This window comes from Tepidimonas sediminis (assembly GCF_007556605.1).
Lineage (GTDB): Bacteria > Pseudomonadota > Gammaproteobacteria > Burkholderiales > Burkholderiaceae_C > Tepidimonas > Tepidimonas sediminis.
In genome coordinates this window covers 15,527-40,960 of sequence record NZ_VJND01000004.1, presented here as the reverse complement: position 1 = coordinate 40,960, position 25,434 = coordinate 15,527, and the positions used below count along the sequence as shown (strand labels likewise).

21 protein-coding genes and 1 tRNA gene are annotated in these 25,434 nt (G+C 72.6%); 12 read left to right on the top strand and 10 right to left on the bottom strand.

Annotated elements, in window-relative coordinates; genetic code table 11:
* The first annotated feature begins 10 nt into the window (after positions 1–10).
* A complete protein-coding gene (xdhA, locus tag Tsedi_RS12355) occupies positions 11–1,591 on the top strand; it encodes a xanthine dehydrogenase small subunit (protein WP_246099182.1) in 1,581 nt (526 codons plus the stop codon).
* The gene (xdhB, locus tag Tsedi_RS12350) at positions 1,588–3,975 is read left to right on the top strand and encodes a xanthine dehydrogenase molybdopterin binding subunit (RefSeq protein ID WP_425472722.1); all 2,388 of its coding nucleotides are present in this window, start codon (positions 1,588–1,590) and stop codon (positions 3,973–3,975) included. Before xdhA ends, xdhB begins: the two co-directional genes overlap by 4 nt.
* An 8-nt stretch (positions 3,976–3,983) precedes the next feature.
* Here the strand turns inward: xdhB and Tsedi_RS04595 are convergent, their stop codons facing one another.
* The 3 genes from Tsedi_RS04595 to dinG are packed head-to-tail and all read right to left on the bottom strand — an operon-like array spanning position 3,984 to position 7,828.
* A complete protein-coding gene (locus Tsedi_RS04595; protein ID WP_143894077.1) occupies positions 3,984–5,114 on the bottom strand; it encodes a PA0069 family radical SAM protein in 1,131 nt (376 codons plus the stop codon).
* Positions 5,115–5,118: 4 nt separating this feature from the next.
* Entirely contained in the window at positions 5,119–5,646 is a 528-nt protein-coding gene (locus Tsedi_RS04590) for a DsrE family protein (RefSeq protein WP_143894075.1), read from the bottom strand.
* 1 nt (position 5,647) lies between these two features.
* The gene (gene dinG, locus Tsedi_RS04585; RefSeq protein ID WP_143894073.1) at positions 5,648–7,828 is read right to left on the bottom strand and encodes an ATP-dependent DNA helicase DinG; all 2,181 of its coding nucleotides are present in this window, start codon (positions 7,826–7,828) and stop codon (positions 5,648–5,650) included.
* Between the two features lie 115 nt (positions 7,829–7,943).
* Here dinG and Tsedi_RS04580 point away from each other — a divergent pair, with 115 nt between their 5' ends.
* Positions 7,944–10,946, top strand: coding sequence for a putative bifunctional diguanylate cyclase/phosphodiesterase (locus tag Tsedi_RS04580; RefSeq protein ID WP_143894071.1), 3,003 nt, complete (start codon positions 7,944–7,946; stop codon positions 10,944–10,946).
* Here Tsedi_RS04580 and Tsedi_RS04575 read toward each other — a convergent pair.
* Entirely contained in the window at positions 10,841–11,647 is an 807-nt protein-coding gene (locus Tsedi_RS04575) for an N-acyl amino acid synthase FeeM domain-containing protein (RefSeq protein ID WP_143894069.1), read from the bottom strand. The genes Tsedi_RS04580 and Tsedi_RS04575 overlap by 106 nt on opposite strands.
* A gap of 167 nt (positions 11,648–11,814) precedes the next feature.
* Here Tsedi_RS04575 and Tsedi_RS04570 point away from each other — a divergent pair.
* Positions 11,815–11,902 (top strand) — tRNA-Ser (locus Tsedi_RS04570).
* A gap of 101 nt (positions 11,903–12,003) precedes the next feature.
* Here the strand turns inward: Tsedi_RS04570 and Tsedi_RS04565 are convergent.
* The 3 genes from Tsedi_RS04565 to uraH are packed head-to-tail and all read right to left on the bottom strand — an operon-like array spanning position 12,004 to position 14,527.
* Positions 12,004–13,230 carry a urate hydroxylase PuuD gene (locus tag Tsedi_RS04565; protein WP_143894066.1) on the bottom strand — a complete coding sequence of 409 codons (1,227 nt, stop codon included), beginning with the start codon at positions 13,228–13,230 and terminating at the stop codon, positions 12,004–12,006.
* 48 nt (positions 13,231–13,278) lie between these two features.
* The gene (xdhC, locus tag Tsedi_RS04560; RefSeq protein ID WP_143894064.1) at positions 13,279–14,160 is read right to left on the bottom strand and encodes a xanthine dehydrogenase accessory protein XdhC; all 882 of its coding nucleotides are present in this window, start codon (positions 14,158–14,160) and stop codon (positions 13,279–13,281) included.
* A 13-nt stretch (positions 14,161–14,173) separates the two neighbouring features.
* Positions 14,174–14,527: a hydroxyisourate hydrolase gene (gene uraH / locus Tsedi_RS04555; protein WP_143894062.1), complete on the bottom strand. Its 354-nt coding sequence runs from the start codon at positions 14,525–14,527 to the stop codon at positions 14,174–14,176.
* Between the two features lie 60 nt (positions 14,528–14,587).
* Between uraH and Tsedi_RS04550 the strand changes: the two genes are divergently transcribed.
* The 4 genes from Tsedi_RS04550 to Tsedi_RS04535 are packed head-to-tail and all read left to right on the top strand — an operon-like array spanning position 14,588 to position 19,267.
* Positions 14,588–15,274, top strand: a complete 687-nt coding sequence (locus Tsedi_RS04550; RefSeq protein ID WP_425472721.1) for a GntR family transcriptional regulator — start codon at positions 14,588–14,590, stop codon at positions 15,272–15,274.
* Positions 15,271–16,218: an allantoinase PuuE gene (gene puuE / locus Tsedi_RS04545; RefSeq protein WP_143894058.1), complete on the top strand. Its 948-nt coding sequence runs from the start codon at positions 15,271–15,273 to the stop codon at positions 16,216–16,218. The genes Tsedi_RS04550 and puuE overlap by 4 nt, the downstream gene beginning before the upstream one ends.
* Positions 16,215–17,999: a 2-oxo-4-hydroxy-4-carboxy-5-ureidoimidazoline decarboxylase gene (uraD, locus tag Tsedi_RS04540; RefSeq protein ID WP_143894056.1), complete on the top strand. Its 1,785-nt coding sequence runs from the start codon at positions 16,215–16,217 to the stop codon at positions 17,997–17,999. The genes puuE and uraD overlap by 4 nt, the downstream gene beginning before the upstream one ends.
* Positions 17,996–19,267, top strand: a complete 1,272-nt coding sequence (locus Tsedi_RS04535; RefSeq protein WP_143894054.1) for a M20/M25/M40 family metallo-hydrolase — start codon at positions 17,996–17,998, stop codon at positions 19,265–19,267. The genes uraD and Tsedi_RS04535 overlap by 4 nt, the downstream gene beginning before the upstream one ends.
* Here the strand turns inward: Tsedi_RS04535 and Tsedi_RS04530 are convergent.
* Complete coding sequence (locus tag Tsedi_RS04530) at positions 19,259–19,714, bottom strand: TA system VapC family ribonuclease toxin (protein WP_143894052.1); 456 nt, start codon at positions 19,712–19,714, stop codon at positions 19,259–19,261. The two genes, Tsedi_RS04535 and Tsedi_RS04530, sit on opposite strands and share 9 nt — an antisense overlap.
* Positions 19,714–19,956 (bottom strand): hypothetical protein, encoded by a 243-nt coding sequence (locus tag Tsedi_RS04525; RefSeq protein WP_143894050.1) that lies wholly within the window; start codon positions 19,954–19,956, stop codon positions 19,714–19,716. Before Tsedi_RS04525 ends, Tsedi_RS04530 begins: the two co-directional genes overlap by 1 nt.
* 241 nt (positions 19,957–20,197) lie before the next feature.
* On the opposite strand from Tsedi_RS04525, the gene Tsedi_RS04520 reads away from it, so the two are divergent.
* Genes Tsedi_RS04520 through Tsedi_RS04510 form a run of 3 tightly spaced genes read left to right on the top strand, consistent with a single transcriptional unit; the run spans position 20,198 to position 22,877 of the window.
* Positions 20,198–21,235, top strand: a complete 1,038-nt coding sequence (locus Tsedi_RS04520) for an ABC transporter substrate-binding protein (RefSeq protein WP_143894048.1) — start codon at positions 20,198–20,200, stop codon at positions 21,233–21,235.
* Positions 21,236–21,253: 18 nt separating this feature from the next.
* A complete protein-coding gene (locus Tsedi_RS04515) occupies positions 21,254–22,075 on the top strand; it encodes an ABC transporter ATP-binding protein (RefSeq protein ID WP_143890641.1) in 822 nt (273 codons plus the stop codon).
* 31 nt (positions 22,076–22,106) lie between these two features.
* Entirely contained in the window at positions 22,107–22,877 is a 771-nt protein-coding gene (locus Tsedi_RS04510; RefSeq protein ID WP_143894045.1) for an ABC transporter permease, read from the top strand.
* A gap of 57 nt (positions 22,878–22,934) precedes the next feature.
* Here Tsedi_RS04510 and Tsedi_RS04505 read toward each other — a convergent pair whose 3' ends face one another.
* On the bottom strand, positions 22,935–23,969 hold the full coding sequence (locus Tsedi_RS04505; protein WP_143894044.1) for an aromatic ring-hydroxylating dioxygenase subunit alpha: 1,035 nt from the start codon (positions 23,967–23,969) through the stop codon (positions 22,935–22,937).
* 413 nt (positions 23,970–24,382) lie between these two features.
* On the opposite strand from Tsedi_RS04505, the gene Tsedi_RS04500 reads away from it, so the two are divergent.
* The gene (locus Tsedi_RS04500; RefSeq protein WP_143894042.1) at positions 24,383–25,420 is read left to right on the top strand and encodes an ABC transporter substrate-binding protein; all 1,038 of its coding nucleotides are present in this window, start codon (positions 24,383–24,385) and stop codon (positions 25,418–25,420) included.
* The last annotated feature ends 14 nt before the right edge of the window (positions 25,421–25,434 follow it).

Below are 25,434 nucleotides of genomic sequence, written 5' to 3'. Positions count from 1 at the left end.
GAATCCCGCCTTGCCAACCGAGCCCGTCGGTACCCTGCCCGCACCGCTCGTGCTGGTGCACCGGGGCCGCGTGCGCAGCGTGCCTGGCGTGGCGCCCGACGAGACGCTGCTGACGGTGCTGCGCCAGCGGCTGGGCCTGACCGGCGTCAAGGAAGGCTGTGCCGCCGGCGACTGCGGCGCCTGCACCGTGGCGGTGGCCGACGAAGCCCCGGACGGCACGCTGCGCTGGCGCGCGCTCAACAGCTGCATCCGCCTGGCGCACGGCGTGCACGGCTGCGCCGTGTGGACGGCGCAGGACCTCGCCGCCGATCCGCTGCTGCCCGGCAACGGCGCGCTGCACCCGGTGCAGCAGGCACTGGTGACCCACCATGGGTCCCAGTGCGGCTTTTGCACGCCGGGCATCGTGATGAGCCTGTTCGTGCTCGACCAACAACGCCCCGCCGGCGCCCCGGTGACACGCGAGCAGGCGGTGCGCGCGCTGTCGGGCAACCTGTGCCGCTGCACCGGCTATCGCCCGATCCTGGAGGCGGCGCAGGCGCTTTCGGCGCAGCTGCCGGCGCGGGCCGACGAGGCACGGCTGCGCGCGCTGCTGCGGCAGGCCGCGGCGGTGGCCGAGAACGGCACCCCCGAACACGGCGAGGACGCCCCCGCCTACCTGGCCCCGCGCACGCTGGCAGCGCTGCTGCGGGCGCGACGGCGCTGGCCGCAGGCGGTGCTGGTGGCCGGTGGCACCGACGCCGTGCTGCAGCTGACGCAGCAGCGCCGGCGCTGGGCGCAGGTGCTGGACGTGTCGCGCTGCGCGGAGCTGGCGCGCGTGCAGACGGCGGCCGACGAGACCGGCGCGGGCCGACTGCTGCGCATCGGTGCCGCCGCCACGCTGCACGAGGCGTTCGCGGCGCTGCAGGCGCACTGGCCGGTGCTGGCCGGCTACGAGGAGCGCTTCGCCGGCCAGCCGATCCGCCACGGCGGCACGCTGGGCGGCAACGTGGCCAACGGCTCGCCGATCGGCGACTCGATGCCGGTGCTGATCGCGCTGCAGGCGCGCGTGATGCTGGCCGCCGACGCCCGCGCGCCGCGGCGGCTGGCGCTGGAGGACTTCTACCTCGGCTACCGGCGCACCGCGCTGGCCCCCGACGAAGTGCTGGCGTGGATCGAGGTACCGCTGCCGGCGCCCGGCGAGCCGCCACTCATGGTGGCCGCGCACAAACTGTCCAAGCGCTTCGAGGACGACATCTCGACGGTGAGCCTGGCGATCGCCTGGCGGCTGGACGAGGCCGGGCGCGTGGTGCACGTGCGCATCGGCGCCGGCGGCGTGGCCGCCGTGCCGGCGCGCGCACGCGCGGCGGAGGCTTGCCTGCTCGGCCAGCCGTGGGACGCGGCGACGGTGCGCGCGGCGATGGCGGCGCTGCAGCGCGAATTCGAGCCGCTCAGCGACGGCCGCGCCAGCGCGGCCTATCGGCGCGCGATGCTGGCCAACCTGCTGTGGCGCACCTGGCTGGCGCATGGCGGCCAGCCGGACGGGCCGCCGATCCGGCTGGACGAGCCGCACGCCGCCGAGCGCCTGCTCGCCGCCACGGAGGGGCAGCCGTGAACGCGCCGCTGGCGGCCCTGCAACCCGAGGCGCTGGCCGAGAGCGCCTGCGGTGCCTCGCCGATGCACGAAAGTGCCGTCGCGCACGTCACCGGCGAGGCACGCTACGTCGACGACATCCCGGTGCCGGCCGGCACGCTGCATGCGGCGCCGGTGCTGTCGCCGCTGGCGCATGGGCGACTGCTCGGCCTCGATGCCGGCGAGGCGCTGGCGCTGCCCGGCGTGCGCGCCGTCGTCACCGCCGCCGACATCCCCGGCGACCGGTGGCTGGCCTCGTTCGCGCACGACGAGCCGATCCTGGCGCTGGACGAGGTGTTCTACGCCGGGCAGGTGGTGGCGCTGGTGGTGGCGGATGATGAGCGCACCGCACGCACCGCCGCCGCCTGCGTGCGGCTGGCGCTGGAGCCGCTGCCGGCGGTGCTGGACGTGGAGCAGGCGCACGCCCAGGGCCACTACGTGCTGCCGCCGGTGCACCTGTGCCGCGGCGACGCGGCAGCGGCGCTGGCGCAGGCGCCGCACCGGCTGCGCGGGCGCTTTCGCGCCGGCGGGCAGGAGCACTATTACCTCGAGACGCAGGTCGCACTGGCGATCCCGCACGAGCAGGACGAATGGACCATCCTGTCCAGCACCCAGCACCCGGGCGAGGTGCAGCACTGGGTCGCGCACGCGCTGGGGCTGGCCAGCCACCGCGTGCGCGTGCAGTGCCGGCGCATGGGCGGAGGCTTCGGCGGCAAGGAAACGCAAGCCGGCCACGTGGCGGTGTGGGCGGCGCTGGCGGCGCGCAGGGTGGGGGCGCCGGTCAAGCTGCGCCTGGGGCGCGACGACGACATGCGCATCACCGGCAAGCGCCACCCGTTCAGCTACAGCTACGACGTCGGCTTCGACGCCGAGGGGCGGCTGCTGGCGCTGGACTTGACGATGCTGGTCGACTGCGGCTTCAGCGCCGACCTCTCGGGCCCGGTGGCCGACCGCGCCGTCTTCCATGCCGACAACGCCTACTTCATCCCGCACGTGGCGCTGCACAGCTACCGCTGCCGCACGCATCGCCAGAGCTTCACGGCGTTTCGCGGCTTCGGCGGCCCGCAGGGCATGCTGGCGATCGAGACCATCCTCGGCGACGTGGCGCGCCACCTGGGGCTGGACCCGCTGGAGGTGCGGCGGCGCAACCTCTACGACGAGCGCCCGTGCCCGGCGTGGATCGGGCCGCTGCCAACCGGCGCGCTGCCGCTGCCGGCGCGGCGCGACACCACGCCGTACCAGATGCGCCTGGAGGACAACGTGCTGCCGGCGCTGCTGCCGGCGCTGGCGCAACGTTGCCGCTGGCACGAGCGGCGTGCGGCGGTGGCGGCGTTCAATGCCGCCAGCCCCGTCGTCCAGAGGGGGCTGGCGATCACGCCGGTCAAGTTCGGCATCAGCTTCACCGCGACGCAGTTCAACCAGGCCGGCGCACTGGTGCACGTCTACACCGACGGCAGCGTGCTGGTGCACCACGGCGGCACCGAGATGGGCCAGGGCCTGCACACCAAGGTGCTGCAGATCGTGGCCGACGAGCTGGGCGTGGCGCTGACGCGCGTGCGCATCGCCGCAAGCGACACCGCCGCCATCCCCAACGCCAGCGCCACCGCCGCCTCCAGCGGCACCGACCTCAACGGGCGCGCCGCGCAGCGCGCCGCCGCCAAGGTGCGCGAGCGGCTGGCCACCTTCGTCGCCGGGCTGGACGGCTGCGGCGCCGACGAGGTGCGCTTCGCCGGCGGCTGGGTGATCTCGCCGGCGCGGCGCCGCGCCTTCGACGACGTGGTGCGCGAGGCCTACGCCCACCGCATCCCGCTGTGGGCCGAGGGCTTTTACCGCACGCCGAAGATCCACTACGACAAGGCCACGCTCACGGGGCGCCCGTTCTACTACTTCGCCTACGGCGCGGCCTGCACCGAGGTCGCCATCGACACGCTGACCGGCGAGCTGCGCGTGCTGGCGGTGGACATCCTGCACGACGTGGGCCGCAGCCTCAACCCGGCGCTGGACATCGGCCAGATCGAGGGCGGCTTCGTGCAGGGGATGGGATGGCTGACCACTGAGGAGCTGGTCTGGGACGAGCAGGGCCGGCTGTGGACCACGGGGGCCAGCACCTACAAGATCCCCACCGCCGGCGACCAGCCCTTGCGCTTCCGCGTGGAGCTGTGGCCGCAGCCGAACCGCGAGGACAACGTGTTCGGCAGCAAGGCGGTCGGCGAGCCGCCGTTCATGCTGGCGCTCAGCGTCTGGGAGGCGGTACGCGACGCAGTGGCCAGCGCGCGCCGCCGCGCCGGGCTGCCGGCCGACGGGCCGCTGCCGCTGGATGCGCCGGCCACGCCGGAGCGCATCTGGCGCGCCTGCCACGCGGCCTGAGCCATCCGTCAGTCGAACAGCGACAGCTGGCGCGGATCGACCGGCCGCGCCGCAGCCGCAGGTGGCGTGGCAATGGCAGGCGAGCGGAACAGGTCCGACCGCAGCGCCGGCCCCTGCGTGGCCAGTCCCAGCCGGCGGCACGCCTGCGCAAAGCGCTGGCGCCACAGCTCGGCCCAGACGCCGCGGCCCGTCATGCGCGCGCCGAATTCGGCGTCGTAATCGCGCCCGCCATGCAGGTCGCGCACGCGCGCCAGCACGCGCGCCGCGCGCTCGGGGTAGTGCCGGCGCAGCCAGTCCGCGAACACCGTGCGCACCTCCCACGGCAGCCGCAGCACGGTGTAGAACGCGCAGCGCGCGCCGGCCTCGGCGGCGGCGGCCAGCACCGCCTCCAAGTCGTCGTTGAGAAACGGGATCTGCGGCGCGACGCTCACCCCCACCGGCACGCCGGCGTCGGCCAGCATCCGGATCGTGCGCAGCCGCCGCCAGGGCGCTGCGGCGCGCGGCTCCAGCCGCCGCGCCAGCTCGGCCTGCAGCGTCGTCACCGTCACGTAGACGGCGCACAACCCCTGCGCGGCCATCGGCGCGATCAGATCCAGGTCGCGCTCCACCCCGCTGCCCTTGGTCACCAGCACCCAGGGGTGGCGCGTCTCGGCCAGCACCTGCAGCAGCGCGCGCGTCAGGCGCAGCTCGCGCTCCAGCGGCTGGTAGGCGTCGGTGACGGTGCCGATGGCCACCGGCGCGGCGCGGTAGCCGGGGCGGGCCAGCTCGGCGCGCAGGCGCGCCTCCAGCCCGCGGCGCGCCACGATCACGGTCTCGAAATCCAGCCCCGGCGAGAGATCCAGGTAGGCGTGCGTGGGCCGCGCGTAGCAGTAGGCGCAGCCGTGCTCACAGCCGCGGTAAGGGTTGAGCGAGCGGTCGAAGCCGATGTCGGGCGAGTCGTTGTAGGTCAGCGCGCTCCTGGCTTCTTCCCAGCGCAGCTCGGTGCGCGGCGGTGGGGGTGCGTCCGGCTCGCGCTCCCAGCCGTCGTCGAACGGCTCGCGCGCCTCGTGCTGGAAGCGGTGCGCCAGGCGCAGCCCGCTGCCGCGGCCTTTCGGCAGCGAGGGGCGCAGCGCCACGCGCGACGGAATCGGGGGCACCATCGTTTCAGCGGATCTGCTCGATCGAGACGCGCTTGTCGGTGATCTGGGGAACGACCAGCGCGTAGCCTTCGTTCTGCCAGTGCACCAGTTCGGTGATCGCCGACGGGGCGATGCGCACGAACGGCTGCAGGTCCTCGGGCCGGTAGCCATAGTCCTGCAGCGCCAGCCCGCAGACGCGGAACTCCACCCCCTGCCCGGCCCAGTAGCGCATGCGCTGCACCACCTCGGCGTAGCGCGCCTCATGGTGGCGCGCCAGCGTCACGATCTCGGTGCCATGCATCAGCACGATGGCGCGCACGTCCTCCGGGAACAGGCTGTAGGGCGCCTCGAACAGCGGTTGAAAGAAGCTGCGCACCCAGTACAGCGCCGCAGCGAGCTTGTCGGGGTGATCGAGGTAGATGTCGAACAGCACCTTGGGCGCGCGGTAGGGCGTCTGCACGCGCTGGGCCTGCGCCAGCGCCGGTCCGGCGGCCAGCGCCGCCAGCCAGCCCAGCCAGCGCCGCCGCGACGGCCTCCTTGGCAACGCTTCCATCTCAAGCCTCCACTTCCGGGGCGGCGGCCGGCACCCGCGCACCCTGGACGACGACGCGGCGCGCAAACGGCGGCAACCCCGCCAGCATCATGCGCCCGTAGCCGGTGGCCGTCAAACGCGGGTCGTAGCAGACGATGCGCGCGCGGTCGTCCTCGCTGCGCAGGGCGCGGCCGACCCACTGCTGCAGCCGCAGCGCGGTGGCCGGCACCACCAGCTCGAGGAACGGGTCGCGGCCGCTGGCGCGCAGCCACTCGGCGCGCGCCTCGCCCACCGGGTCGTCCGGCGGCGCAAACGGCAGCTTGGTGATGAAGAGGTCGGCGCACAGCGCGCCGGGCAGATCCAGCCCCTCGCCGAACGACTGCAGGCCGAACAGGATCGACGGCTGTCCCGCGCCGACGCGCTCGCGGTGGCGCTGCAGCAGCTGCGCGCGCGGCAGCTCGCCCTGCACCAGCACGCGCTCGCGCAGCTCCGGCGGCAGCGCCTGGGCCACCTGACGCAGATGCGCGCGCGAGGTGAACAGCACCAGTGCCCCCTGCCGCACGCCGGGCAGGTCGCGCAGCAGCGCCTGCTGCACCGCCTGCTGGTAGGCCGGCAGGTCGCGCGGGTCGGCCGTCACGCCGGCCAGCACCAGCTCGCCCTGGCGCGCGTGGTCGAAGGGGCTCTCGACGGCCAGCGTCGACACGTCGGCATCGTCGGCCAGCCCGGCCTCGCGCAGGAAGAAATCGAAGCGCCCGCCGCCGCCCGTCAGCGTGGCCGAGGTCAACACCGCGGCGCGCACCTGCGGCCACAGGCGCGCGCGCAGCAGCGCACCGGGCTGGATCGGGCTGGCGTGGGCCACCACGCGCACGCTGCCGTCGCCGCCGGCGGCCGGTGGGACCAGCGTCAGCCACTTGGCCAGCGGCGGCTGGCCCGGCTCGGGCACGTGCGCCAGCCAGCGCACCGTGTCGCTCGTGGCCTCCAGCCGCGGCGCCAGCGTGCCCAGCTGCGCGTACAGCTGCGCCAGCCGGCGCGCCTCCTCGGGCTGCTCGCGCATCGCCCCGCGCAGCGCGGCGCCCAGCGCCCGCAGCGCCGCCAGCAGCGTCTCCGCGGCCTGCCCGCCCTGCCGCAGCGGCGCCTCCCAGCCATCCGGCACGCGTCCCAGCGGCCAGCGCACGCGCAGCGGCTCCTCGCCGTGCCGCAGCGCCCCGCCCCAGGTCTGCACCGCCAGCCGGGCCAGCTCCTGCAGCGCCGCGCGCAGCTGCGCCGCGGCCTCGGGCACGTCGGCCACCGCGTCGCACTCCACCTCCTGCGCCACGCGCAGCATGCGGCTGGAGAGCTGGTCGATCCAGGCCAGCCGCGTCAGTCCGGTGCGGCACGACCACTGCGCCAGCGCGGTGGCTGGCAGGTGGTGCGCCTCGTCCAGCACCAGCAGGCACTGGTCCGGCTCGGGCAGCTGGCGCGTGCCCAGCGTGGCCAGCAGCAGGTCGTGGTTGACGACGATGACCTGCGCGCCGACCAGCTCCTTGCGCCGCTCGAAGTAGACGCAGCCGCCGTAGAGCGGGCAGTGACGCGCCGAGCACGACGCCGCATCGGCCGCCACCGCGGCCCACCAGGCCGGCTCGGGCGGCTGCGGCAGGCTGTCGAGCTCACCATCCCAGCGCCCGTGCGCGAGGTCGTCGGCACGCGCATGCAGCCACGCCAGCCGCGCGGCCGCGCCGGTGGCGTCCAGCGGCGCCAGCAGGTCATCGTCTCCCTCGCCGGCGTCGGCCCCGTGCGGGTCGCCGAGCCAGCGCTCCAGCTTCAGACGACAGACGTAGCGCCCGCGGCCCTTGGCCAGCGCGAAGCGAAAGGGCGTCGGCAGCCGCGCGGCCAGCGCCGGCAGGTCCTGCCGCACCAGCTGCTCCTGCAGCGCCACGGTGGCGGTCGACACCACCACCCGCGTGCCGCGCTGCAGCGCCACCGTGATCGCCGGCACCAGGTAGGCCAGCGACTTGCCGACGCCGGTGCCGGCCTCCACCACCGCCAGGCGTCGCGGTCCTTGGCCGTCAGCGGCAACCTGCCCGGGCGCGCCGTGCGCCAGCGCGGTGGCCACGCAGGCCGCCATCGCGCGCTGGCCGGCGCGCGGCCGCAGCCCGCCGCCCTGCGCGATCAGGCCGTCGAACTGGTCCAGCGCACGTTGCGCCAGCGCTTCAGCGTCCTCCATGACCGCAAGTGTGTCACACCGCGTCCCGCCTTTCGGACGCATAATCGCCGCACGCAACGCCATCGAATGCGACCATGATCAGGGAGCCCACGTCCAGCCGCCACGCCAGTCCTCCATGACGACCGCCTCCCCGCCCGTCGATACCGCCTCCCCTGCCTGGGTGGTGCGGATCGAACGCTGGCTGCAGGCGTTCACGGCGTACCTGGTGCCGGTCCTGCTGGCCGTCCTGACCGCGCTGGCGCTGTGGCGCTGGCCGGAGGAGTTCGCCTCCAGCGAGGAGGCGCTGCCGCGCGTGCCGGTGCGCGCGCTGTTCACCGAGCCGGGGCGCGAGCTGGCGAGCGTGACGCCCGCGCTGCAGGCCCTCCCGCCCTCCGAAGCGTTCGATACCCGCCTCTCCGAGCAGCCGCTGTGGGTCTGGATCGACGTGCCCGCATCGCTGCGCGACGATGGCGGCGCGCTGGATTTCCCCTCGCGCCACGCCACGGCGCTGCGGTGCTGGGACGCGCAGACGCAGCAGCCGCTCGGCGCCATCGACCGCACGCGCCGCACCGCGGAGGCCAGCGGTGCGCTGCGGCCGTCGCGTGCCGGCTTCGTGCTGGAGACGCACCCCTGGCCCGCCAGCGTGGTCTGCCAGGCCCGCTTCACCGGCCCCGGGCGCCTGACGGTGCACGCCGTGCCGGCCACGACGCTGCAGGAGCTGGAGCGACGCTTTCACCGCAACGCCGGCTGGCTCGACGGGGGCTTGCTGCTGCTGGCGCTGTTCACGCTGGTGGCCGGCCTGATCAACCGCGAGCGCAACTACCTGATCTTCGCCGCCTGGCTGGTCATCAACCAGCGCATGGCGGCGCTGTCGGCCGGCTGGGACTATCAGTGGCTGGGGCTGCTGGTGCCGGCCGACTGGCTGACGCTGCTGCGCAAGCTGACGCTGGCGCTGTACTCCACGGCCACGGTCGTGCTGTTTCGCCACCTGTTCGAGGCCGACCTGCAGCGCACCGGTACCCTGCGCCAGGTGCGCTGGGTGGTGGTGGCATGCCTGCCGGTGCTGGGGGCGGCGCTGCTGCTGCCGTACCGGTTCTTCCTGCCGGTGATCTGGCTGGCCACCGCGCTGGGCGTGCTGGTGCTGGGGCACGCGCTGGCGGCGATCCTCGTGCGCACACGCTCGCGCGCGGCGGTCTGGTACGCCGCGGCGATGGCGGTGGCGCTGCTGGCCAGCGTCTACGAGGTGATCGCCGCCGCGCTCGGACTGAAAGGCCTGCTGGGCCTGGTCAACAGCGTCACCGCGGCGCTGGCCTCCAGCCTGCTGGCCTCGCTGGCCATCGCCGAGCAGTTCCGGGTCGAGCACGAGCAGCGCCTGGCGCTGCAAGCCGAGCTGCAGCACACGTTCGACTTCCTGCCGATCGGCCTGTTCACGCTGGATGCGCAGGGGCGGCTGCTGAGCGCCAACCCGGCGCTGCAGGCGCTGCTGCAGCGCCCCCTGGAGCCGGAGCACCACACCTGGTCCGATCTGTTTCCGCAGACCGACTGGGGGCAGCTGGCGGCCGAGGAACCCGGCCGCACGATCGAATTCGAAACCCGCCTGAACACCGGCGACGGCGGGGTGCGGCGCTTCCTGGTGCGCGCCGCGCGCGCCGGCGACAAGATCGAGGGCACGCTGCAGGACATCACCGACAAGGTGCTCGCGCACGAGCACCTGCAGTTCCTGGCGGATCACGACCCACTGACGCGCGTGCTCAACCGCCGCGGCATCGAGGCGTGTCTGGGTCGCGGCCTGCAGCGCCTGCGTCGCGGCAAGCCGCTGGCCGTGGCCTACCTGGACCTGGACCGCTTCAAGCTGATCAACGATCTATACGGCCATCCGGCCGGCGACGCCGTGCTGCAGCAGGTGTGCGAGCGCGCGCAGGCGCCGCTGGCCTCCCACATGTACCTCGGCCGCGTGGGCGGCGACGAGTTCCTGCTGGTGATGCTGGACACGCCGCTGCACCGTGCCGAGACGGTGTGCCGCGACATCCTGATGCGGCTGGCCAGCGAGCCGTACGCCGTCGGTGAGCGCGCCTTCCAGGTACGCGGCTCCATCGGTCTGGTCGAGGTTGCGCCGGGCGCCACGGCCAAGGACGTCGTGGCCACCGCCGACCGCGCCTGCCGCGAGGCCAAGCGCAGCCCGACCACCGGGCTGGTGGTCTACGAGCACGGCGCGCGCGCCTTCCAGGAGCACGAAGCCGAAATGCGCCTGGTGGAGCGGCTGGCCGCCGGCCAGGAAATCGAGGGGCTGTACCTCGAGATGCAGCCGATCATTTCGCTGCGCCACCCGCACCGTTCGCTCAACGTCGAGGTGCTGCTGCGCATGCGCGACGAGCACGGCGGCCGCGTGCCCACCGACCGCGTCCTGCGCGCCGCCGAGCACGCCGGCTGCATGAGCACGATCGACCGCTGGGTGCTGCGCAGCACGCTGCAGTGGCTCAGCGAGCAGCGCGAGCACCTGCCGCCGAACCAGTTCGTCTGCCTCAATCTGAGCGGCGCCTCGCTCAACGACGAGCGCTTCATCCAGGACGCCTACGCGATACTGGAACAGCACCGCGCGGTCACGCCAAGGCTGTGCCTGGAAATCACCGAAAGCGTCGCCTTGCACGACATCGGCAACACGCGCCGTTTCATCGACCGCGTGCGCAGCCACGGCGCGCGGGTGGCGCTGGACGACTTCGGCGCCGGCTACACCTCGTTCTCGTACCTGAAGGACCTGCCGGCCGACATCCTGAAGATCGACGGCAGCTTCATCGTCAACATGAACCGCCACCCGGCCAACGTGGCCATCGTCGAGGCCATCGTCAGCCTGGCGCAGAACCTCGGCATGAAGACGATCGCCGAATGGGCCGAGGACTTCGAGACCGTGGAGACGTTGGCCGAGATCGGCGTCGACTACGTGCAGGGCTGGGCGCTGTCGCGCCCGGTCGCGCCCGAGCAGGTGCTGCAGGCCCGCAGCGGCGCCGACTTCATCAGCGACGCCCGGCTGCACGACTACCTCAACACCCAACCCCCGGAGGACGAGCTGTCCGACGTGGACCTGGTGCTCGGGGAGCCGACGTCGGCACCGGCCTCATCCCCCAGGTCGATGTCGGGGTGATCGGTCTCGAACCAGAACGGGTACAGCGGGTGGCCCGCGCCGTCGTGGCGTGCGCGGCCGATGTCGCAATACATCACGCGGTGCGGCAGCCCGAACACGTGCGCCAACGGCACGAAACCCTGCGCGGGGTCGACGTCGCGAAACATCAGCCGCGCGTACTGCCGATCCAGCGGCGAGCGCGCCGTCACCAGCACGTAGCGCACGCCCTGCCGCTCGCACCACAGGTAGGCGGCCTTCAGCAGCACCGTCTTGACCAGGCGGCTCTCGGCCTGCTGCGCCACCGCCAGCCGCGTCACCTCGGCGCAGGGCGCCTGCGCCATCTCCGCCGGCAGCGTGTACGACTGCTCCAGCACCAGCGGCCGGTGGCGGTTGGTCTGGATCCGCAGCGTGCCAAGCAGCTCGCCGTCGACCTTGGACTCGGCCATCAGCACCGCTACACCCGGCTCGCGATCCAGCGGATCGGGCTGCAGCAGCCCTTGCGTCAGCGCCGCCGGCAGGTGGCGCGCGTAGGCGTCGTAGCGCAGGTGCGCCACGCGCCGCAGGTCATCGTCGCCCGCAGCGACGCGCACGCGGAACGGCAGACGCTCGCGGCGCGTGTGGCGCACGGCCAGCGGCTCGGTGGAGAACAGCGGCACGGCATACCAGCCCCCGGCGGCGGGGCGGAACGACACGGACGTTTCAGCGGACGATGGGGCTTGCATCGGGCACTCCTGTGACAGTAAAGCTCGACGTCTTCACTGTAGGTAGCCCTGCGCGCCACTAGAGTCGGCAACGCGCCGTTTCGCGTGTCAGGCTTTTTCTGACACGGGCGTCGTCCGCTTCATGCGGCCCGCCAGGATCCCATCGCTACAATCTGCCCACGCATCCGGGAAGTGTGGCCGAGTGGTTGAAGGCACCGGTCTTGAAAACCGGCAACCCGCAAGGGTTCGGGGGTTCGAATCCCTCCACTTCCGCCAACAACGTCCGACCCGCGGGGGCCTGCTCGCTTCGGGAGCCCGTCGATATCTGCCGGAATTCACGGAAAACCCGGGCAGACGTCCCTTCGCCTTGTTGGAAGCTACTCCACCGGCGCCCCGGCGCGGAACCACGCCGCCACGGCGGCGCGCTCGGCTTCGGTCATGCCGGTGGCGTTGTTCAGCGGCATCTGGCGCGTGACGGCCACCTGCTGGTGGATCGCGGCGGCGTGGGCGCGCAGCGCCGCGGGGCTGTCCAGGCGCACACCCTTCATCGCGGCCTCGCCGGCGTGGCAGGCGAGGCAGTGGCGCTGCACCAGCGCCTGGATCGTGACGCCGGAGGTCGCGGCCGCTCCGGCGGGGGGTACAGGCGTAGCCACCGCGGCGTCAGGCCGTGGCGCCAGTGCGACGATCACCGCGACGATGATCGCCGCCCCGGCCAGCGCCCACGGCAGCGGGTTCGGCGCGCGGCCGAGCTTGTAGCCGTGCCGCTGCACGAAATACTGCCGGATCAACGCGCCGCCCAGCATCATCGCGAACAGCACGGCGGCGCTGTGCTCGGCGCCGGTCAGCATGGGCCAGTGGTTGCTCAGCATCGCGAACAGCACCGGCAGCGTGAAGTAGGTGTTGTGCACGCTGCGCTGCTTGCCGCGCTGGCCGTGGATCGCCAGCGCCGCGCGGTCGACCGGCTGGCCACTGGTCAGCGCCGCCACCACCTTGCGCTGGCCCGGGATGATCCAGAACAGCACGTTGGCGCTCATCGCGGTGGCCAGCATCGCCCCCACCAGCAAAAACGCCGCCCGCCCGGGGTAGAGCGTGGTGACCAGCCAGCACGCACCGGCCACCACCGCCAGCATCACCGCGGCGATCAGCCGGTCGGCGCGCGGGCCGACGCCCGCCAGGCGGCAGGTCAGGTCATAGACCAGCCAGAACGCCACCAGCAGGCCGACCGCGACCGCCCCGGCCAGCGCCGGGCTCCAGTCCATGCGCGCCGGATCGACCAGATACACCTCGGCGTGCCAGAGGTAGCTGACCGCCAGCAACGCAAAGCCGCTCAGCCACGTGGTGTAGCTTTCCCAGTAGAACCAGTGCAGCTTGGAGTCGATGCGCGGCGGGGCGACGAGGTATTTCTGCGGGTGGTAGAAGCCGCCGCCGTGCACCGCCCACATGGCGCCATCGACACCGCGCTCGAGGAGCACCGGATCGGTGGGCTTGAGCAGGTTGTTGTCGAGAAAGACGAAGTAGAACGACGAGCCGATCCAGGCGATGGCGGCCACCACGTGCAGCCAGCGCAGCAGCACCCCCGCCCAGTCGATCAGGTAGGCTTCCATGACTTGCCACTCCAGGGCGGCCCACCACCGCGGGCGCTGTGGGCCGCCTCAAGTGCCGCCACCTCCGCTCCCGTTCGGGGCGGGCGCCGCTGCGACATTCCAGTGCAAAGTGTATGCAATCTGCAGCAGCTGCGCCGCCACCGAGGCCGCGATCACCGCCGGCTGCTTGCCGGGGATGCCCGGCAGGCCGATCGGGCAGGTGACGGCGGTGAGCTCCTCCTCGCTCCAGCCGCGCGCGCGCAGCCGCCGCGTGAACGACGCCCATTTGCTGCGGCTGCCGATCAGGCCGATGAACGGCAAATCGTCCCGGGCACGGCGGCGCTGCAGGCAGGCTTCGACGATGGCGAGGTCGAGGTCGTGGCGGTGCGTCATCACCAGCACCGCGCTGCCTGACGGCAGCGCCGGCACCGCGTCCGCGGGCGGATCGAGCGGCTCCGGCTCGAGGCCCGCCACCGGACCGGCGGGCCACCAGTCCTGGGGCTCGCGGGCGTCGATCCAGCGCAGCGCAAACGGCAGCGGGGCGAGCGCCGCTACCAGCGCGCGCCCGACATGGCCGGCGCCGAACAGCGCCACCGGCATGGCCGGCGCCACCAGCTGCGCGCGCCGCGCCTCGGCGTCGGCGGGCACCTCCAGCCGCTCGAACGCCAGCCACACCACGCCGCCGCAGCATTGCCCGAGTGTCGGCCCGAGCGCCACGCGCCGCTCCTCCGGCCCGGGGCAAGGCTGCTGCAGCCGCGCACGGGCGTGCGCCTGCGCCTGCCACTCCAGGTGGCCGCCGCCGATGGTGCCGACCAAGCCGCCCGTGCCGACGGCCATCCACGCACCGGGCTCGCGCGGGGCGGAGCCGGCCACGCGCTGCACGCGCACCAGCTCCACGGGGCCGGCGCGCAGCAGCGCCTGCAGCGCCTGGAAGTCGGCCTCGCTGCCCATCACTGGCGGCGACTCAGGAGCCGCGGTAGGTGGCATAGCTCCAGGGACTCACCAGCAGCGGCACGTGGTAGTGCGCCCCGGGGTCGGCCACGCCGAAATCGATCGCCACGCGGTCGAGGAACGGTGGCTCCGGCAGCACCACGCCGCGCGCGCGGAAGTAGGCCGCGACCTCGAACTCCAGCCGGTAGCGCCCGGCCTGCAGCGCGGCGCCGTCCAGCAGCGGGCCGTCCGGATTGCGCCCGTCGTCGTTGAGCGTGACGCTGCGCAACGTCTGCAGCGTCGTGCCGTTCCAGCGCTGCAGCGTCACGCGCAGCCCCGCGGCCGGGCAGCCGTGGGCGGTGTCGAGCACGTGGGTGGTCAGTCCCATTGCAACCCTCCAGGTCGTTTGCGCACTCGAGTGTATACAGTCCGAAGCCGGCGCGCTATCATGCACGGCATGACCGTGACGACCACCGCCACCATCGTCGAGGCGCTGACACGCGCCATCGTCGAGCAGCGGCTGCAGCCCGGTGCCAAGCTGGCCGAGCAGCGGCTGGCGGCGCACTTCGGCGTCTCGCGCACGCTGGTGCGGCAGGCGCTGCACCAGCTGGCGCAGCGCCGGCTGGTGCGGCTGGAGCCGGCGCGCGGCGCCTTCGTGGCCACCCCGTCGGCGCGCGAGGCGCGCGAGGTGTTCGCGGTGCGGCGCACGCTGGAAGGGGCGCTGGTGCGCGAGCTGGCCGGCACGCTCACCCCCAGCCAGCTGCGCGCGCTGCGCCAGCACGTGCGGCGCGAGGCGGCGGCGCTGGCCGGGCGCGACGTGCCGGTGCGCACCCAGCTGCTGGGCGACTTCCACGTGCTGCTGGCGCGCTGCAGCGGCAACCTGGTGCTGGCCGAGCTGCTGGACGACCTGCTGGCGCGCTGCTCGCTGGTGGCGCTGATGTTCCAGAGCGAGCGCGCCGCGGCCCATTCGCACGACGAGCACGAGGCGATCGTCGAGGCGCTGGCCGCGCGCGACGCCGAGCGCGCCGCCGCGTTGCTGGACGACCACCTGCGCCACGTGGAGGAAGGGCTGGCGCTGGACCGCCCCACCCCCTCCCCCGACGTGACCGTGGCGCTGCAGGAGCTGCGCGCATGACGCCGATCTACGACACCACCGCCGCCTACCCGCGCGACCTGCGCGGCTACGGACGCAACCCGCCCGATCCGCAGTGGCCCGGCGGTGCGCGCGTGGCGGTGCAGTTCGTGCTGAACCACGAGGAAGGCGGCGAAAACTGCGTGCTGCACGGCGACGCCGGCTCCGAGACGTTCCTGTCGGAGCTGTTCAACCCGGCCAGCTACCCGGCGCGCCACCTCAGCATGGAAAGCATCTACGAATACGGCGCGCGCGTGGGCGCCTGGCGCATCCTGCGCGAGTTCGAGCGGCGCGCGCTGCCGCTGACGGTGTTCGGCGTCGGCATGGCGCTCAAGCGCACGCCGGAGCTCACCGCCGCCTTCGTCGAGCTGGGGCACGAGATCGCCGCGCACGGCTGGCGCTGGATCCATTACCAGCAGATCGACGAGGCCACCGAGCGCGCCCACCTGCGGCAGTGCGTCGAGGCGATCCGCGAGCTGACCGGCCAGCCTCCCGCCGGCTGGTACACCGGGCGCGACAGCCCCAACACGCGCCGGCTGGTGGTCGATCACGGCGGCTTCGAGTACGACAGCGACTACTACGGCGACGACCTGCCGCTGTGGATGAAGGTGCGCCGCAGCGACGGCACCGACGTCATGCACCTGGTGGTGCCCTACACCCTGGACTGCAACGACATGCGCTTTGCGCTGCCGCAGGGCTACTCGCACGCCGACCCGTTCTTTCAGTACATGCGCGACACCTTCGACGCGCTCTACGCCGAAGGGGCCGAGACGCCGCGCATGATGAGCATCGGCATGCACAGCCGGCTGCTCGGGCGGCCCGGGCGCATCGTGGCGCTGCAGCGCTTCCTCGACCACCTGGAGCGGCACGACCGCGTCTGGATCTGCCGCCGCATCGACATCGCCCGCCACTGGAAGCGGGTGCACCCCGCCCCGCCGCTGCCATGACTACCCCGACGCTGGACGAGCTCAACCGCGCGCCGCTGCCGCAGGCGCTGGCCATGCTGGACGGCATCTACGAGCACTCCCCGTGGGTGGCCGAGCGCGCGCTGGCGCAGCGCCCGTTTGCGACGCTGGCGACCCTGCAGCAGGCGATGGTGGCCGCCGTGCGGCAGGCCAGCGCCGAGCAGCAGCTGGCGCTGATCCGCGCCCATCCGGAACTGGCCGGCAAGGCCATGATCGCCGGCACGCTCACCGCCGCCTCCACCGACGAACAGAGCCGGGCAGGCCTGACACACTGCACGCCGGAGGAATTCGAGCGCCTGCACGCGCTCAACGCCGCCTACCGGGCGCGCTTCGGCCACCCGTTCATCCTGGCGGTGCGCGGCCCGCACGGGCGCGGCCTGACGCGGCACGAGATCATCGCGGCGCTCGAGCGCCGGCTCGAGCAGCCCGCCGACGAGGAGCGCGCCGAGTGCCTGCGCCAGATCCACCGCATCGCCGAGCTGCGCCTGAGCGACCGCTTCGGTGAGCCGCCGGCGCTGGGTCAGCGTGTCTGGGATGCCCTGGCCGAGCTCGCCCGCCACAGCGAGCCGCCGTGGGCCGAGGCCGGCCAGCTCACCGTCACCTACCTGACCCCGGCGCACCAGGCGTGCGCGCGCACCCTGCTGGCGTGGATGCGCGAGTCCGGCTTCGACGAGGCGGGCCTGGATGCCGTCGGCAACGTGGTCGGCGTCTATCACGGCAAGCATGCGGATGCGCCGCGGCTGCTGCTCGGCTCGCACTACGATACGGTGCGCAACGCCGGGCGCTACGACGGGCGGCTCGGCATCGTGCTGGTGCTGGAGGTGGTGCGCGAGCTGCACCGCCTGGGCCGGCGGCTGCCGTTCGCGCTGGAGCTGGTCGGCTTCGCCGAGGAGGAAGGGCAGCGCTTTCCGGTCACGTTCCTCGGCTCCGGCGCGCTGGTCGGCGCGTTCGATCCGGCGTGGCTGCAGGCACGTGACGCGCACGGCGTGACGCTGCGCGAGGCGATGCTGGCCGCCGGGCTGCCCGGCACGATGGAGGCGATCGCCGCGCTGCGCCGCGACCCGGCGCGCTACCTGGGCTACCTGGAAGTGCACATCGAGCAGGGGCCGGTGCTGGCGCGGCGCGAGGCGCCGCTGGGCGTCGTCACCTCCATCAACGCCAGCGTGCGCGCCCGCGGCGCCTTCGACGGCCTGGCCTGCCACGCCGGCACCACGCCGATGGACGCGCGGCGCGACGCGCTGCTGGGCCTGGCGGAGCTGGCGCTGGCGGTGGAGCGGCTGGCGCGCGCGCAGCCACCGGCGGTCGGCACCGTCGGCATGGCCGAGGTGCCGGGTGGCTCGATCAACGTCGTGCCGGGCCGCTGCAGCTTCACGCTCGACCTGCGCGCCCCCAGCGACGGGCAGCGCGACGCGCTGCTCGAGCAGGTGCGCGCCGAGGCCGAGACGATCGCGCAGCGCCGCGGCCTGCGCCTGACCCTCGAGGAGACGCTGCGCGCCAGCGCCGCGCCGTGCGACCCCGGCCTGCGCGCGCGCTGGGCGCGGGCGGTGGCGGCGCTGGGCCTGCCGGTGGTGGAGCTGCCCAGCGGCGCCGGCCATGACGCGATGATGCTGCACCGCGTCATGCCGCAGGCGATGCTGTTCGTGCGCGGCGAACAGCTCGGCATCAGCCATCACCCGCTGGAGTCCAGCACTGCGCACGACATCGACCTGGCCGCGCAGGCGCTGCGGCGGCTGCTGCACGACTGGGCCGAGGAGCTTGCATGACCGCCCACGACGCGCCCCACCCTGACCACGCCCGGCTCGATGCCTGGATCGCCGCGCACTTCGACGAGCAGGTGCGCTTCCTGCAGGCGCTGATCCGCATCCCCACCGACACCCCGCCCGGTGACAACGCCCCGCACGCGCTGGCCACCGCCGAGTGGCTGCAGCGCTGGGGCTGGACGGTGGAGCGCCACCCGGTGCCGCCGGAGGAGGTGCGCGCTGCCGGGCTGACCTCGATCACCAACCTCATCGTGCGCCGCCGCTTCGGCCCCGGCCCGACGATCGCGCTCAACGCCCACGGCGACGTGGTGCCGCCCGGCGAAGGCTGGACGCGCGACCCCTACGGCGGCGAGGTCGCCGACGGGCGCATCTGGGGCCGCGCCGCCGCGGTCAGCAAGAGCGACTTCGCCACCTACGCGTTCGCGCTGCGCGCGCTGGAGGCGCTGGGCACGCCGCTGCGCGGCACGGTGGAGCTGCACTTCACCTACGACGAGGAATTCGGCGGCGAGCTGGGTCCCGGCTGGCTGCTGCGCCAGGGCCTGACCCGGCCCGATCTGCTCATCGCGGCGGGTTTTTCGCATCAGGTGGTGGTGGCGCACAACGGCTGCCTGCAGCTGGAGGTGACGGTGCACGGCACCATGGGCCACGCCGCCATCCCTGACAGTGCCACCGACGCGCTGCAGGCCGCCACGCACATCCTGCAGGCGCTCTACGCGCTCAACCGCGACTACCTGCAGGTGCGCTCGGCCATCCCCGGCATCACCCACCCCTACCTCAACGTCGGCTGGATCGAGGGCGGCACCAACACCAACGTGGTGCCGGGCCGCGTCACGCTGCGGCTGGACCGACGCATGATCCCGGAAGAAGATCCGGCCGAGGTGGAGGCGCGGCTGCGCGCCGTCATCGCCGAAGCCGCCGCGAGCTGGGCACCGCCGCGCGGCGGACGCGACGTGCGCGTGGAGGTGCGCCGCCTGCTGCTGGCGCACGCGCTCAAGCCGCTGCCGGGCCAGCAGCCGCTGGTGGCGGCGCTGCAGCGCCACGCGCGCGCCGTCTTCGACGAGGACATCCCCGCCGTCGGCACGCCGCTCTACACCGACGTGCGGCTCTACGCCGAGCGCGGCATCCCGGGCGTGATCTACGGCGCCGGCCCGCACACCGTGCTGGAGTCCAACGCCAAGCGCGCCGACGAGAACCTGCGCCTGTCGGACCTGCACGGCGCCACGCGCGTGGTGGCGCGCACGCTGCGCGACCTGCTGGCGACGTCAGGCTGAGCCCGACCGTGCAGCCGAGGTGAGCACCACCAAGTGGCGGGCCGTCGCTCCCGGCACGGCGTGGCGGTCAATGCGTGCATCGAACGTGACGAAACGGCAGCCATGCCGTACGGCCAGCCCGAGCAGGTACAGGTCGGTGATCTGGCGATGGCCTTGCACCCGACCCCAGACGACGGCTGCGTCATCCAGCAGGCTGTAGTCGTCGGCAAGAAAGCGGTGCGTCGGATGTTCGACGGCGCGGGCCAACCGGCGCGCCACCTCCGATGCCGGCAGCGGCGCGGGGTAGACCGGCTGCGACATGATGCGGACGCAGGCGTTTTGCGTCAGCGGCGACGATGCCCAACCTGAATCCAGATGACGTTGCAGCCAGTCGCGTGCCACTGCGTGGTCGACATGCCCGGCATCCAGCAGCGCGATCAGGACGTTGACGTCGAGCAGGCTGCGCATCAGATCGGACCGCCTTCGCGCAACCGGTCGATGATGTCGTTGGTCACTGCCCTGCCCCTGGGGGGAAAGGGTTCGAACCCCGCCAAGGGTTCGGCGGTCCGGGCCACGCCCGGCATCCGTTGCTCCCGCAGCGCCTGGCGGGCCAGGCTGGAGATCACCCGCCCGATCGGGACGCGCTGCTGACGGGCCAACTCGCGGGCGGCTGCCAGCACGTCAGGTTCCAGATCGAGCGTGGTGCGCATGGCGGAAATCGTACCGCATCACGGCATCCGGCGTCCGCCTCAACGGACCCCGCAGATCGTCCGTGTCCGCGTTGGTGCACGCGCGCACCTGCGCGGGGCACCGGGTTTGCCCGGGGTTGCGTCCATGGGGCATCTGTATACAGTTTTGCACACGAAACGACGGCTTGAGCCGTCGGCGCCGTTGGCATCGGAATTGCTTCCTCTGCGTCCGGCACACGCCTTTCCACCCAGGAGCAGCCTCATGGACAAGCGATCCTTCCTGAAACACGGCGCGGCACTGGCCGCCGCCTGCGCCCTGCCCGACCTGGCGCGCGCGCAGAACCTGCCGATCAAGTTCCAGCTCGACTGGCGCTTCGAGGGCCCCTCGGCGCTGTTCCTGCTGCCCGCCGCCAAGGGCTACTTCCGCGACGCGGGGCTGGACGTGACGATCGACGCCGGCACCGGATCGGCCGCGGCGGTGCAGCGGGTGGCCTCCGGCACGTACGACATGGGCTTCGCGGACATGGCGGCGCTGATGGAATTCCACGCCAACAACCCGGACGCGCCCAACAAGCCGCTGGCGGTGATGATGGTCTACAACAACACGCCGGCGGCGGTGCTGGCGCTGAAGAAATCCGGCATCGCCAGGCCCGCCGACCTCACCGGCAAGCGCATGGGGGCGCCGGTCTTCGACGCCGGCCGCAAGGCGTTTCCGATCTTCCAGAAGGCCAACGGCGTCGGCCAGGTCACCTGGGTCACGATGGATCCGCCGCTGCGCGAGACGATGCTGGTGCGCGGCGACGTCGATGCGATCACCGGCTTTTCGTTCACCTCGCTGCTGAACCTGGAGGCGCGCGGCGTCAAGCCCGACGAGGTGGTCATCATGCCGTACGCGGAGCACGGGGTGCGGCTCTACGGCAACGCCATCATCGCCTCGCCGAAGCTGGTGCGCGAGCGGCCGGCGGCGGTGACGGCGTTCCTGACCGCGCTGGCGCGCGGCGTGCGCGAGGTGCTGGCGCAGCCGGATGCGGCGATCGAGTTCGTCAAGCAGCGCGACGCCATCATCAACGTCGAGCTGGAGCGGCGCCGCCTGAAGCTGGCGCTGGACTCGGTCGTGATGTCACCGGACGCGCTGCGCGAGGGCTTCGGCCAGGTGGTGCCGGGCCGGCTGGCGCTGATGGCCTCGCAGATCTCCGACGCCTACGGCACCCGCACGCGCGTCGATCCGGGTGCGGTGTGGACCTCGGCGCTGCTGCCGCCGGCGCAGGCGCTGGACGTGTTCCCGCGCGCGCGCGGCTGAAGTGCGGACGCTGCGCCCATGACCGACACCGCCCCGTTCATCGAGTTCCGCGACGTCTGGCTCGCCTACAACGACGAGCTGCTCGCGCGCGGCCAGTTCGCGGTCGAGGCCATCGACCTGCAGGTGCCGCGCGGCGCCTTCATCGCCATCGTCGGCCCCTCCGGCTGCGGCAAGAGCACGTTCATGAAGCTGGCCACGGGGCTCAAGCCCCCCAGCCGCGGCAGCATCTGGGTCGACGGCCAGCGCGTCAGCGGGCCGCTGAAGATCTCCGGGATGGCGTTTCAGGCGCCTTCGCTGCTGCCGTGGCGCACCACGCTGGACAACGTGCTGCTGCCGCTGGAGATCGTCGAGCCGTACCGCAGCCAGTTCCGCCAGCGCCGTGCCGAGTTCGAGGCGCGGGCGCTGAAGCTGCTGCAGTCGGTCGGCCTGGGTGGCTACGAGCGCAAGTATCCGTGGGAGCTCTCCGGCGGCATGCAGCAGCGCGCCAGCATCTGCCGCGCGCTGATCCACGAGCCCCAGATGCTGCTGCTGGACGAGCCGTTCGGCGCGCTGGACGCCTTCACGCGCGAGGAGCTGTGGTGCACGCTGCGCGACCTGTGGCAGGCGCAGCGCTTCAACGTGATCCTGGTCACGCACGACCTGCGCGAGGCGGTGTTCCTGGCCGACACCGTCTACTGCATGAGCAAGAGCCCGGGCCGCTTCATCGTGCGGCGCGACATCCCGCTGCCGCGTCCGCGCGAGCTGGAAGTGACCTACAGCGCCGAGTTCACCGACATCGTGCACGAGCTGCGCGGCCACATCGGCGCGCTGCGCCGCCAGGGCAGCGCGCTGCCGCAGTGAAGCCCCCCGAAACGAAAAAGGACGCCGGACGATGGCCCATCGCAAGACCGCCGAACGCTGGGCGCCGTGGCTGCTGCTCGGCGCGATTCTGATCCTGTGGCAGGTGATCTGCTCGGGGCTGGGAGTGTCGGAATTCATCTTTCCGAGCCCCGCGCGCATCGCCGAGCAGCTCGTCGAGCACCGCGGCGCCATCGCGCAGCACGCCTGGCGCACCTTCTGGGTGACGATGGCGGGCTTTGCGATCGCCATCGTCGTCGGCGTGCTGCTGGGCTTCCTGATCGGCAGCTCGCGGCTGGCCTACGCCGCGCTCTACCCACTGATGACGGCCTTCAACGCGCTGCCCAAGGCCGCCTTCGTGCCGATCCTGGTGGTGTGGTTCGGCATCGGCATCGGGCCGGCGATCCTGACGGCGTTCCTGATCAGCTTCTTTCCGATCATGGTCAACATCGCCACGGGGCTGGCGACGCTGGAGCCGGAGCTGGAGGACGTGCTGCGGGTGCTGGGCGCGCGCCGCTGGGACGTGCTGACCAAGGTCGGCCTGCCGCGCTCGCTCCCCTATTTCTTCGGCTCGCTGAAGGTGGCCATCACGCTGGCCTTCGTCGGCACCACGGTGTCGGAGATGACCGCGGCCAACGAGGGCATCGGCTACCTGCTGATCTCGGCCGGCTCGGCGATGCAGATGGGGCTGGCGTTCGCCGGCCTGATCGTCGTCGGCGTGATGGCGATGCTGATGTATGAGCTCTTCAGCTGGATCGAGCGCCACACCACCGGCTGGGCGCACCGCGGCTCGCAGGCGGCGTGAGGCGGCGTGAGGCGGCGCGGCGGGGACCGGCAACGCCCCCCCGCCGGGCGGCCGGTGTCAGGCCGCCGCGAGTCCGCGGTGCACCTCGGTCTCGCCAGCCTCGGTCAGCATCTGCATCAGCTGGCGGCGGATCAGGATGCCAGGGCGGTCGGAATCCATGGAGTACTCGACTCCACGACGCTGCAGGTCGACCACCGCATCCGGGTCGGTCGATTCGAGGATGTCCTTGTCCTCGCGCGTGATCTCGTAGTCGAACTCGGTCAGCAGCTGCGCCGGGCAGTCCTCCTCGGTGTCGTTGCGGAACAGCCATTGGCACAGCTGGATGCGACCGTCGTCGATTGGCGTGAAGCAATTCAGGATCACGTGGCGCACGCCGCTCGGATACTCGATATCGAGCCGGCGTGCGAACGGCCGCAGGTAGGCGTTGCGCATGTGGCGCGTCGTGATCGGCTCGTTCACCCCGCTGATGCGGCGGAAGCGTTCCGGGTTGGCCGCCTCGATCACCGTCTCGGCATAAAAGCCGCGCTCGTTCTCGACGATCTGGTAGCGGCTCGGCTGCGGGCGCTCGGCCACGCCGAAGGTGGCGCGGTGCACGAAGCTGAAGTGGGCGTTGTCGAAGGAATTCTCCAGCGCCCGCACCGGGCTGGTGTGCCAGGTCTCGTAGAACTGGAAGATCGTGCGCCAGCCGGGCGCATCGAACTCCGGCATCGGCGGGATGTCGAGCTGCGGCTCCTCGAGCGCCACCCAGGCGTAGCCGTAGCGGGCGGTGCAGCGGTAGGCGCGCGTGCGGTAGTGGGCCGGGATCTCACGCCCCGGCTCGTACTGCGGGATCTCGACGACGCGACCCTCCCGGTCGTAGACCCAGCCGTGGTAGCCGCACTGCAGCCCGCCGCCCTTGCACCAGCCCTTGCTCAGGCGCGCGGTGCGGTGGCAGCAGCGGTCCTGCAGCGCGGCGGGCTGGCCGTCGGCGTCGAGAAACAGAACGATGTTTTCACCAAGCAGCGTGAACGGACGCGGGCCATCGCGCAGCGCCGACAGCGGCATGACGGCGTACCAGTGGCGGCGGAACACGGGTTGACGGGTGACGAGCATGGCGGACTCCGAACCGAAGGGTTGCAAGGATGGTCACGCCGGCACGCCGCCCTCAGAGCCGCGCGCCGGCCCCGAGAGCAATTTCCCGCCTGCCCCGATCGCAGGCTGAACGCTTCTACTCTCCGCGTACGGAGGAAGCAAGTTCCATACCTACGAGAAGGGTCGCCGCGCCTTCCCGGGTATCGCGACGGCCAGCCGCGCGGCAGGGACATCGCGACGCCCGCCTGCGCTCCGTCCCGGGGCGGTGGCGCACCACGACGGGGCAGCCACGGCACCGGCTTCGCGAAGGGGGCTCGCGCCGACCTGCGGCGAACGCGGGCGGAACCGGCCTGGCCGCCCGCAACGGCTGGCACCGCTCTTGCTTTTCAAAATCCGCACACACGGCTGCCCTCGTCCCATCAGGAGTCCACCGCATGAACAAGCGATCCTTCCTGAAACACAGCGCGGCATTGGCCGCCGCCTGCGCCCTGCCCGGCCTGGCGCACGCGCAGAACCTGCCGATCAAGTTCCAGCTCGATTGGCGCTTCGAGGGCCCCTCGGCGCTGTTCCTGCTGCCCGCCGCCAAGGGCTACTTCCGCGACGCGGGGCTGGACGTGACGATCGACGCCGGCAGCGGATCGGGCGCGGCGATCAGCCGCGTCGCGTCGGGGGCCTACGACATCGGATTCGCCGACCTCGGCGCCCTGATGGAGTTCCATGCCAACAACCCCGACACCCCGAACAAGCCGGTGGCGGTGATGATGGTCTACAACAACACGCCGGCGGCGGTGCTGGCGCTGAAAAAATCCGGCATCGCCAAGCCCGCCGACCTCACCGGCAAGCGCATGGGGGCACCGGTCTTCGACGCCGGCCGCAAGGCGTTTCCGATCTTCCAGAAGGCCAACGGCGTCGGCCAGGTCACCTGGGTCACGATGGATCCGCCGCTGCGCGAGACGATGCTGGTGCGCGGCGACGTCGACGCCATCACCGGCTTTTCGTTCACCTCGTTGCTGAGCCTGGAAGCGCGCGGCGTCAAGCCGGAGGAGATCACGATCATGCCGTATGCCACCCACGGCGTGCGGCTGTACGGCAACGCGGTGATCGTCTCGCCGCGCCTGATCCGCGAGCAGCCCACCGCGGTGCGCGGCTTCCTGAGCGCGTTCGCGCGCGGCGTGCGCGAGGTGCTGGCCCGCCCCGAGCACGGCATCGAATTCGTCAAGCAACGCGACGGCATCGTCAACGTCGAGATGGAAACGCGCCGCCTGAAGCTGGCGCTGGACTCGGTCGTGATGTCGCCGGACGCGCTGCGCGAGGGCTTCGGCCGCGTGGTGCCAGGCCGGCTGGCACTGATGGCCTCGCAGATCTCCGACGCGTTCAACACGAAGACGCGCGTCAACCCCGACGCCGTCTGGACTGACGCCTTCCTGCCGCCGGCCGCCGAGCTCGACGTCGCCCCGCGCCGCAAGGCGTGAGAGGCGCCACCACC

What these genes read in the sequence shown, in the direction of transcription:
- Tsedi_RS04595 (WP_143894077.1), bottom strand. Translation starts at nt 5,114, where the DNA reads ATGGTGCCCCCGATTCCGTCGCGCGTGGCGCTGCGCCCCTCGCTGCCG.
- Tsedi_RS04590 (WP_143894075.1), bottom strand. Translation starts at nt 5,646, where the DNA reads ATGGAAGCGTTGCCAAGGAGGCCGTCGCGGCGGCGCTGGCTGGGCTGG.
- dinG (WP_143894073.1), bottom strand. Translation starts at nt 7,828, where the DNA reads ATGGAGGACGCTGAAGCGCTGGCGCAACGTGCGCTGGACCAGTTCGAC.
- Tsedi_RS04580 (WP_143894071.1), top strand. Translation starts at nt 7,944, where the DNA reads ATGACGACCGCCTCCCCGCCCGTCGATACCGCCTCCCCTGCCTGGGTG.
- Tsedi_RS04575 (WP_143894069.1), bottom strand. Translation starts at nt 11,647, where the DNA reads ATGCAAGCCCCATCGTCCGCTGAAACGTCCGTGTCGTTCCGCCCCGCC.
- Tsedi_RS04565 (WP_143894066.1), bottom strand. Translation starts at nt 13,230, where the DNA reads ATGGAAGCCTACCTGATCGACTGGGCGGGGGTGCTGCTGCGCTGGCTG.
- xdhC (WP_143894064.1), bottom strand. Translation starts at nt 14,160, where the DNA reads ATGGGCAGCGAGGCCGACTTCCAGGCGCTGCAGGCGCTGCTGCGCGCC.
- uraH (WP_143894062.1), bottom strand. Translation starts at nt 14,527, where the DNA reads ATGGGACTGACCACCCACGTGCTCGACACCGCCCACGGCTGCCCGGCC.
- Tsedi_RS04550 (WP_425472721.1), top strand. Translation starts at nt 14,588, where the DNA reads ATGCACGGCATGACCGTGACGACCACCGCCACCATCGTCGAGGCGCTG.
- puuE (WP_143894058.1), top strand. Translation starts at nt 15,271, where the DNA reads ATGACGCCGATCTACGACACCACCGCCGCCTACCCGCGCGACCTGCGC.
- uraD (WP_143894056.1), top strand. Translation starts at nt 16,215, where the DNA reads ATGACTACCCCGACGCTGGACGAGCTCAACCGCGCGCCGCTGCCGCAG.
- Tsedi_RS04535 (WP_143894054.1), top strand. Translation starts at nt 17,996, where the DNA reads ATGACCGCCCACGACGCGCCCCACCCTGACCACGCCCGGCTCGATGCC.
- Tsedi_RS04530 (WP_143894052.1), bottom strand. Translation starts at nt 19,714, where the DNA reads ATGCGCAGCCTGCTCGACGTCAACGTCCTGATCGCGCTGCTGGATGCC.
- Tsedi_RS04525 (WP_143894050.1), bottom strand. Translation starts at nt 19,956, where the DNA reads ATGCGCACCACGCTCGATCTGGAACCTGACGTGCTGGCAGCCGCCCGC.
- Tsedi_RS04520 (WP_143894048.1), top strand. Translation starts at nt 20,198, where the DNA reads ATGGACAAGCGATCCTTCCTGAAACACGGCGCGGCACTGGCCGCCGCC.
- Tsedi_RS04515 (WP_143890641.1), top strand. Translation starts at nt 21,254, where the DNA reads ATGACCGACACCGCCCCGTTCATCGAGTTCCGCGACGTCTGGCTCGCC.
- Tsedi_RS04510 (WP_143894045.1), top strand. Translation starts at nt 22,107, where the DNA reads ATGGCCCATCGCAAGACCGCCGAACGCTGGGCGCCGTGGCTGCTGCTC.
- Tsedi_RS04505 (WP_143894044.1), bottom strand. Translation starts at nt 23,969, where the DNA reads ATGCTCGTCACCCGTCAACCCGTGTTCCGCCGCCACTGGTACGCCGTC.
- Tsedi_RS04500 (WP_143894042.1), top strand. Translation starts at nt 24,383, where the DNA reads ATGAACAAGCGATCCTTCCTGAAACACAGCGCGGCATTGGCCGCCGCC.